The 6,473-nt window shown below is 62.6% G+C and carries 10 protein-coding genes and 1 pseudogene; 3 read left to right on the top strand and 8 right to left on the bottom strand.

Annotation, left to right across the window (positions count from 1 at the left end):
• Positions 1-458, bottom strand: a pseudogene (locus tag ACTIFJ_RS08790) (hydroxymethylglutaryl-CoA lyase); the annotation flags it as partial.
• A gap of 43 nt (positions 459-501) precedes the next feature.
• On the opposite strand from ACTIFJ_RS08790, the gene ACTIFJ_RS08785 reads away from it, so the two are divergent.
• Positions 502-1,134 (top strand): isochorismatase family protein, encoded by a 633-nt coding sequence (locus tag ACTIFJ_RS08785; RefSeq protein ID WP_439533729.1) that lies wholly within the window; start codon positions 502-504, stop codon positions 1,132-1,134.
• On the opposite strand, the gene ACTIFJ_RS08780 is transcribed toward ACTIFJ_RS08785, so the two are convergent.
• From ACTIFJ_RS08780 to ACTIFJ_RS08770, 3 genes are all read right to left on the bottom strand, one after another.
• Positions 1,107-1,772 (bottom strand): GntR family transcriptional regulator, encoded by a 666-nt coding sequence (locus ACTIFJ_RS08780; protein WP_439533728.1) that lies wholly within the window; start codon positions 1,770-1,772, stop codon positions 1,107-1,109. The two genes, ACTIFJ_RS08785 and ACTIFJ_RS08780, sit on opposite strands and share 28 nt — an antisense overlap.
• 234 nt (positions 1,773-2,006) lie before the next feature.
• Complete coding sequence (locus tag ACTIFJ_RS08775; protein ID WP_439533727.1) at positions 2,007-2,759, bottom strand: maleate cis-trans isomerase family protein; 753 nt, start codon at positions 2,757-2,759, stop codon at positions 2,007-2,009.
• 31 nt (positions 2,760-2,790) lie between these two features.
• Entirely contained in the window at positions 2,791-3,420 is a 630-nt protein-coding gene (locus ACTIFJ_RS08770) for a retropepsin-like aspartic protease family protein (RefSeq protein ID WP_439533726.1), read from the bottom strand.
• A gap of 124 nt (positions 3,421-3,544) precedes the next feature.
• On the opposite strand from ACTIFJ_RS08770, the gene ACTIFJ_RS08765 reads away from it, so the two are divergent.
• Positions 3,545-3,811 carry a DUF2171 domain-containing protein gene (locus ACTIFJ_RS08765; RefSeq protein ID WP_439533725.1) on the top strand — a complete coding sequence of 89 codons (267 nt, stop codon included), beginning with the start codon at positions 3,545-3,547 and terminating at the stop codon, positions 3,809-3,811.
• Between the two features lies 1 nt (position 3,812).
• On the opposite strand, the gene ACTIFJ_RS08760 is transcribed toward ACTIFJ_RS08765, so the two are convergent.
• Genes ACTIFJ_RS08760 through ACTIFJ_RS08750 form a run of 3 tightly spaced genes read right to left on the bottom strand, consistent with a single transcriptional unit; the run spans position 3,813 to position 4,725 of the window.
• The gene (locus tag ACTIFJ_RS08760) at positions 3,813-4,064 is read right to left on the bottom strand and encodes a hypothetical protein (RefSeq protein ID WP_439533724.1); all 252 of its coding nucleotides are present in this window, start codon (positions 4,062-4,064) and stop codon (positions 3,813-3,815) included.
• Positions 4,064-4,510: a hypothetical protein gene (locus tag ACTIFJ_RS08755; RefSeq protein ID WP_439533723.1), complete on the bottom strand. Its 447-nt coding sequence runs from the start codon at positions 4,508-4,510 to the stop codon at positions 4,064-4,066. The genes ACTIFJ_RS08760 and ACTIFJ_RS08755 overlap by 1 nt, the downstream gene beginning before the upstream one ends.
• 5 nt (positions 4,511-4,515) lie before the next feature.
• Positions 4,516-4,725, bottom strand: a complete 210-nt coding sequence (locus ACTIFJ_RS08750; RefSeq protein WP_439533722.1) for a hypothetical protein — start codon at positions 4,723-4,725, stop codon at positions 4,516-4,518.
• A 218-nt stretch (positions 4,726-4,943) separates the two neighbouring features.
• Here ACTIFJ_RS08750 and ACTIFJ_RS08745 point away from each other — a divergent pair, with 218 nt between their 5' ends.
• The gene (locus ACTIFJ_RS08745) at positions 4,944-5,513 is read left to right on the top strand and encodes a hypothetical protein (protein WP_439533721.1); all 570 of its coding nucleotides are present in this window, start codon (positions 4,944-4,946) and stop codon (positions 5,511-5,513) included.
• Between the two features lie 139 nt (positions 5,514-5,652).
• Here the strand turns inward: ACTIFJ_RS08745 and ACTIFJ_RS08740 are convergent, their stop codons facing one another.
• Positions 5,653-6,150, bottom strand: a complete 498-nt coding sequence (locus tag ACTIFJ_RS08740) for a hypothetical protein (protein WP_439533720.1) — start codon at positions 6,148-6,150, stop codon at positions 5,653-5,655.
• Positions 6,151-6,473: the final 323 nt, after the last annotated feature.

The following is a 6,473-nucleotide window of genomic DNA, read 5'->3' as shown; positions in this document are numbered from 1 at the left end:
CCTTCGAACGGACAGCCGAACGAGGCACCGATCGTCACCTGGGCGAACAGCCCGGCAGCGCGCGCGCTCTTCAGCATCGCCTGGTTGGCGGCAACGCCTTCCTCGATCGACTGGCCCTGATTGGCGATGCCGAACGTGTCCGACGCCACCAGCACGCAACCGGCCTCATCGAGCCCGCGCGCGCCATTATCGCGGCTTGCGATCGCCCGGTCGACACCACGCTGGTTGAGGCAAAGGCCGATGTAGCGCACGCCCGGCACGTCGGGCAGGCCGGCGACGACGACTTCGGCGTCGGCCATCTGCGGCACCCTGCGGGGATTGACAAAGCTGGTCACTTCGATGCGTCTGGCACCGAAGTCAATCAGCCTCTTGATCAGTAACAGCTTGTTTTCGCTACTGATTTCGGCCTTTTCATTCTGCAGGCCGTCTCTTGGGGAGACTTCTACTATTTGAACCATGGTTTTGTATACAAAGCGACTCTGGGTGTGTATAGGGGGTTCCATGCTGAATGATGATTATATCGGAGCGGGTTTCGGCGGCAGGCTGAAGCCCGGGGCGCGGCCGGCGTTGATTTTGATCGACTTTGCCGCGGCTTATTATGTCAAGGATTCACCGCTTTATGCGGGTGTGGAAGAGGCGCGGGCGAGCGCTGCGCGGCTACGGGATGCGGCGCGGGCGGCGGGGATTCCGGTGATCTTCACGCGGGTCGAATATTCCGAGGACGGCCATGAGGGCGGGATGTTCTTCCGCAAGATCGCGGCGCTGAAGTGCTTCGTCACCGGCAACCCGCTCGCCGAGTTCACGCCCGAGCTGGCGCCGCTGCCCGGCGACAGGGTGCTGACCAAGCATTATCCGTCGGCCTTCATGGGCACGGCGCTGGCCTCGCAGCTGATGGCCGAGGGCATCGATACGCTGGTGGTGACCGGGCTTTCGACCTCGGGCTGTGTGCGGGCGACGTCGGTCGATGCGCTGTGCCTGGGCTTCGTGCCGGTGGTAGTGTCGGACGCGGTCGGCGACCGTGACCCCAATGTCCATGCCGCCAACATGTTCGACCTGACCGCCAAGACCGCCGAAGTGCTGAACGAGGCGCAGACGCTCGAATATTTTCAGGGACTTGCCGCCGAAAAGGCGTGAAAGGCGCGGCGGATATGGGCGGTCATCACGGCCCGCGCCCAGTCCGCATCGCCGACCGCAAAGGCCTGGATCAGCTCGGCGTGCTCGTGCGCCGAGCGCGCCAGCTCGGGCGCTGAATAGCGGATCGCGGTGCGCCGGACGACCGGCTGCTCGACCAGAGTCGCCAGCATGGTGACCAGCCGGCGCGACCCCGAGGCGCCGAGAATCAGCTCATGGAAACGCCGGTTCTCGACGAGGAAGGTGGCGATATCCGGCGCGGCGACGGCCGTGGCGATGGTGTCGTTGCAGCGGCGCAGTGTATCGAGCGTTTCGGGCGTGATGCGGACGGCGGCGCGGGCGGCGGCGCGACCCTCCAGGATCGAGCGCAGGGTGAACATCTCGGCGATGTCGTCCTCGCTCCACTGGGCGACGACGAGCCGCTGGCTCTCGGTGCGGATGACATAAAGCTCCGATTCGAGGCGGTGCAGCGCCTCGCGGACCGGGGTGCGGCTGACGCCGACAATGTCCGCCAGCGCCTCCTCGGTGATCGGCGCGCCGGGCGCGATATCGCCGGCGAGGATCAGGCCGCGGATCTCGGCATAGGCACGCTCGGAGGCGCGCGCCTCATGGCTTCGCGAGACGGCATTGAGACGCGCCACTTGCCCCTTCCCCCTGCTTCCGGACCGAGCGTCACTATAGGGTTGAATGGTGCAATTGTATACAGGAAGCCGTTTTAGGGCCTTTGGGAGGGTCGGAAAACCGGCTGTTTTCAGGCGTCCGGGGACGGTTTCGGGTCATTTTCGGACGGAATCGGCACAGTTTCGGGCAGTTTTGGGCACGAAAAAACCATGGCCTGTAGGAGACCATCGAAACCGGTTTCGATTATCGAAGAACTAGAATTCTTCGAGCAGGCGGCCGTGGCCGTGGATCTGGTCCGCTATGCCCATGGCGCGGAGGGCGTGCCACCAGGTGGCGGCGTTGATGGCGATGACCGGCTTGGCGAGGATATGCTCGGCGGCGGCGGCGAGGGCCTGCATCGACAGGTTGGTGCCGACCTGGACGATGGCGTCCGGATTGCTGGCGTTCAACCGGTGGAGCACCTCGCGGCAGCGGGCTTCGGGGACCTGGGCGATGGCGACCGGGCTTTCGCACTGGAGGCATTCGTCGGCGGTGACCTCGAAGCCGTTCTCGGTGAAGAAGCGGCGGACCTCGGCGTTGGCGCTGGGGAAATAGGGGGAGAGGAAGGCGACGCGGCGGGCGCCGAAGCGGTTCAGCGCCTCGGCGGTGGCCAGCGCGCCGGTGCTGACGCCGAGGCTGGCACGGGCGGCGATGCGGGCGCGGAAGGCCTGGGCCCCCTCGATGCCGCCATAGAAGGCGACCGCCGACATGCCCATCACCAGATAGTCCGGCTCGCAGGTAAGGACCGAATCGACGGCGTCATCGACGGCGGCGGCGATGGTGTCGGTGAGCTTGCGGAATGCCGCCTCGTCGGTGACCGCCATGTTGCTGACGCGGATGCGGCTGTAATGGGCGGTGACGCCGGGGAGGCGGAGATCGTCCATGTCCGGCTGGACGATGGTGTTGGTGCTGGGCCCCAGCACGGCGAATTTGGCGCGCCAGCCGCGCGCATCGATGGGCTTGTTCATGGCGCTGTTTTCCGCGCGAAGCGGGTGCGCGTCAACCGGCTGGTGCGGCTTCTTGAGCGGCTTGCGGGACGAGGATGAGGACGCCGCCTTCGACGCGCCAGCCGGCGAGACGGGACAGGAAATTCATGCCGAGCACATCGATGTTGCCGAGCGCCGAGGAGATGACGACCTTGAGGTTGCGGGCCTCGATGCCGCCGAGCGTCAGCGCCTCGATGGCGCCGGTATCGGCCTGGATGGTGCCGGCAGCGGTGCGCAGCATGACCGGCAGGCCGCCGATATCCTTGTCGACACCGGCCGCCTCGGCGGTGGCCTGCGACAGGGCGGTGACGGTGGCGCCGCTGTCGATCAGCATCCGCTTTTCGACGCCGTTGATGCTGACATCGGCCCAGTAATGGCCATCGCGCGAAAGGCGGATGCGGACCTCCTGGCCGGCGACCTGCTGGTTGTCCAGGCCGAGATCGCGGGTGAAGCGGGCCATCTGCGGATCGAAGGGCGCCTGCTGGAACAGCAGGAACAGGCAGAAGGCCATCAACCCGAACGAAAACAGCGCGCGGAAGGCGCGGCCGACATAGGGCAGGTTGAAGACCAGCATGAGGATGGCGGCGGCGCCAACGGCATAGAGCGCCAGCTGCTGCCATTCGGGATTGGTGGTGATGGGCACGGGATACTCGCTGGAGGGGATGGAAGGTCAACGGGGCGGAGGGGGTTTCGATCCCCCGGGATGGTGTGGAGCCTTATCGATGTTCGCGGGTTCTGTTGTCAGACACCAACGAGAGGAACGGACAATGACCGACCTGAGCCAGATTACCGAGCATATGGAAGTCATCGGCGCCGACGGCGTGCATATCGGCACCGTCGACAAGGTTGAGGACGGCCGGATCAAGATGACCAAGGCCGACAGCGGGTCGCATGACGACCATCATCATTATATCAGCGGCGGGCTGGTCGCCTCGGTGGAAGGCAACCAGGTCCGGCTGTCGGCGGCCGGCGATGCGGCGGTGCTGCTGGAGGAAGAGAAGGACGGGAAGCCGATTTCCGACCTTCGCGAATAGCTTATTCGTGAGGCTGGGCGAGTGCGGCGGCGATCATTCGCTGCCACACCGCCACGTCGCCGACCGCCGCCATTTCGGGATCGGGGGCGCGCAGCGTCTTGAGCACGGCGATGGCATCATCGACATGCTCTTCCCAGGCGGCATCGACTTCTTCCGACGCCGATGACAGCAAGCCTTCGGCGTTGATGCTGAGCCGCTGGCCGGCGAGGACGCGGGCGACGCGCTCGACGGCGGCAACGTTCGAGATATCCATCATTTGTCCTTTCTGTCCGGCGCCTGATGGCGGGCCTTGTCGGGGTGGATGGTTTCGTCCCGCTCATGAGCGGCGTCATGGGCGGCTGCGCGAGCCTTGAAGGCGGCGTTTTCGGGGCCGTCGGTCTGGCTCGGATGGTCCTTGTAGCTGCCGCCCTGGTCGGTGGTGGCGCGGCGGGCGGCGTGATGATCGTCGGCGCCGTCGTTGACGTTACCGGCCTGGCCGCCGCCGAAATAGCCGGGCTCGGTGTGGCCGCCCTGGGGCTCGTCGGGGGCCTTGTCATGGCCCCCGGAAGCCTTGCTTTGCCGGGCGTTGGCATAGGGGCCGCCGGCGGACTGGCCGCCGGCGAAGCTGCCGCCATATTCGTCCGGCCCCTTGCCCTTGGGGCCGCCAAGCTGATTGGCGTGGCCCTTGGACGGGTCTTCGCTGGGCTTGCGATCGGCCATGGCGGTCAGCCCACGCCCTGGCCGGGGGGATCGCTGGCGGGGAAGCTTTCGTCGCCGGCCTGATCGGTCTCGTCCCAGTCTTCGGCGATATCCTCGGGGAGATCGGGGATGCCGTCAGGGCCGGCGGGGCGGATATCGCCGCCGTTCACCTTGTCGGCGAGCGGGCGGCCGGTGGCGGGGTCGATCTTGGGGGTGTCGGTATCTGGATGTGACATGGGGGATGTCTCCGGGTTGTACGGAGGGAGAACATCGTGGTGCTGGGGTTTGTTCCGGGTGGCTGGATCGGCGGCGCGGGCTTTTCCGGTTCAGGTCTGAGTGGTGGCGTCAGTGCTCCCCTGCCGACTTTTCAAGGTTGTAGGCTAAAGACCCGAAGGCCGAGATTAAGTCGAAGTCGGACGTTGTCGAAACGACTGGTGACTGGCAGCATGGCCTGATGAAAGTGGCGGGAAAATCGGGAGATTGGCAGCGCCGTGCGAAGGGGTGCGGCTTACTGCTAGTTGCTTTCGTGGCGCTGCCTTTTCTACTACTCCGTGCATGCCAGTGGACCGACGCTCACCCAAGCGACAGCGCCATGATTCAAGAATTTCGGAACAATCAGGCCATCTTCTCCGAGCTTCGAGCGATGGTTGCCCAAGAGCGGCGGGTTACTCGGATAGCGAGAAACTTCATCTGGATCGATGGGATGCAAAACGTATCCGAGGCCGAACGTCCAAATTACCTGCCTGATGATCGGCTGACTCGCTACCGCACTCTGTTCAACAAGCTCAAACTGGAAAGTGGAGTTATCCGGTATGAGGACGGCAGCGTCGGCTTCTTGCGGAGCAGCAGAGGTATGGTAACGAGCGGCTCCAGCAAACAGTTCATCTGGTCTCAAAAGTTGAGCGCGCCCAATTTGGCTCAGGCTGGCTCGCGCAGCCTGGAGGATTCCTGCATGCCAAGAACTGGATGCGGCTCAGCTCGGCAAATCGCGCCAGAATGGTTTATCTCGTTCGAAAGCAACTGATGGACCAAATGGGGTCGTTTTGTCCCCGTTCGTGGAGCCACTGCCAAGGTCGTGAACTTGTAAAGTGGACGGGGCGGCGATGCAGGCGAATTCTATTAAATAGGGCCAGATAGATGTTCGCAGTAGATGCGTTGCACGGCTATGTGATCACCTCCACATTCAGAACATAAGGTGGAAATCCATGAGGGTAATATTGAACTAGCTTGGCCATGTTGGAGGCGACATTTCTGTCACTTACATGGTCGGATTGCCAATGTTTAGCAGCGTCAATGACATCTTCACAGAATTTATAAGTGTCAAGTTGAAGCGCCCCATTGATAATGTTATTATGAAATCCTATTCTATTAACAAAGAAAATCACTCTTTCAAACGGAAAATCCTGATGGCCAAATTGTCCATTATGAAGAAGCCCATTTCTTAGGGCAAAAAGATCAAAGCCCGTAATAAGCGTGTAATTTTCGGCTAAATATTTATTAAACCAGGTGTTGTAACGTGCCTTGACATTTGCCTTCGCCTTCGCACCTGGAGGTAGCTCCAATGTGGCACATACATCTGGCAAGGCCAAAGCTATGTGCAGTGCGGCAAACGGAAATCCTGCATTGAGCGTTCCCAATATTTGGTCGTATATCGATTCCATGTAGCAATTTAGACCGGGACCACAGTTCAGGATAGCTCCGCTTTGAAGCTATCTTTCATTAACATGAAAACGGCATATCTTCATTCTTCCGCCTTCCGCGCATTTAATTTTGCCGCGAGTCTCCCTCCCCTGACCCCTCCCTGCGAGCAGGGAGGGGGGGCGCATTGGCGGGGTCTGGGGCCTGAGGCCCCAGCCGCCGGAGGCATCCTTCTTGTTAGGCCTGACTGCCCCTGCCCCAAGCTATAGCGGCGTGCCGTGGTCGCCGGATTCTCGGGATTGCCAATAGAGGGTGTCGAGTTGCTTTGTGATCGGGCCGGGGGTGG

The organism is Polymorphobacter sp. (genome assembly GCF_051860865.1).
GTDB lineage: Bacteria > Pseudomonadota > Alphaproteobacteria > Sphingomonadales > Sphingomonadaceae > Sandarakinorhabdus.
The sequence above is the reverse complement of the archived record's forward strand: the minus strand, read 5'-3'. Positions and strand labels throughout refer to the sequence as shown.

Bases quoted from the DNA above. Each gene is read 5' to 3' on its own strand.
- ACTIFJ_RS08785 (WP_439533729.1), top strand. From the start codon at position 502: ATGCTGAATGATGATTATATCGGAGCGGGTTTCGGCGGCAGGCTGAAG.
- ACTIFJ_RS08775 (WP_439533727.1), bottom strand. From the start codon at position 2,759: ATGAACAAGCCCATCGATGCGCGCGGCTGGCGCGCCAAATTCGCCGTG.
- ACTIFJ_RS08765 (WP_439533725.1), top strand. From the start codon at position 3,545: ATGACCGACCTGAGCCAGATTACCGAGCATATGGAAGTCATCGGCGCC.
- ACTIFJ_RS08760 (WP_439533724.1), bottom strand. From the start codon at position 4,064: ATGGATATCTCGAACGTTGCCGCCGTCGAGCGCGTCGCCCGCGTCCTC.
- ACTIFJ_RS08755 (WP_439533723.1), bottom strand. From the start codon at position 4,510: ATGGCCGATCGCAAGCCCAGCGAAGACCCGTCCAAGGGCCACGCCAAT.
- ACTIFJ_RS08750 (WP_439533722.1), bottom strand. From the start codon at position 4,725: ATGTCACATCCAGATACCGACACCCCCAAGATCGACCCCGCCACCGGC.
- ACTIFJ_RS08745 (WP_439533721.1), top strand. From the start codon at position 4,944: ATGAAAGTGGCGGGAAAATCGGGAGATTGGCAGCGCCGTGCGAAGGGG.
- ACTIFJ_RS08740 (WP_439533720.1), bottom strand. From the start codon at position 6,150: ATGGAATCGATATACGACCAAATATTGGGAACGCTCAATGCAGGATTT.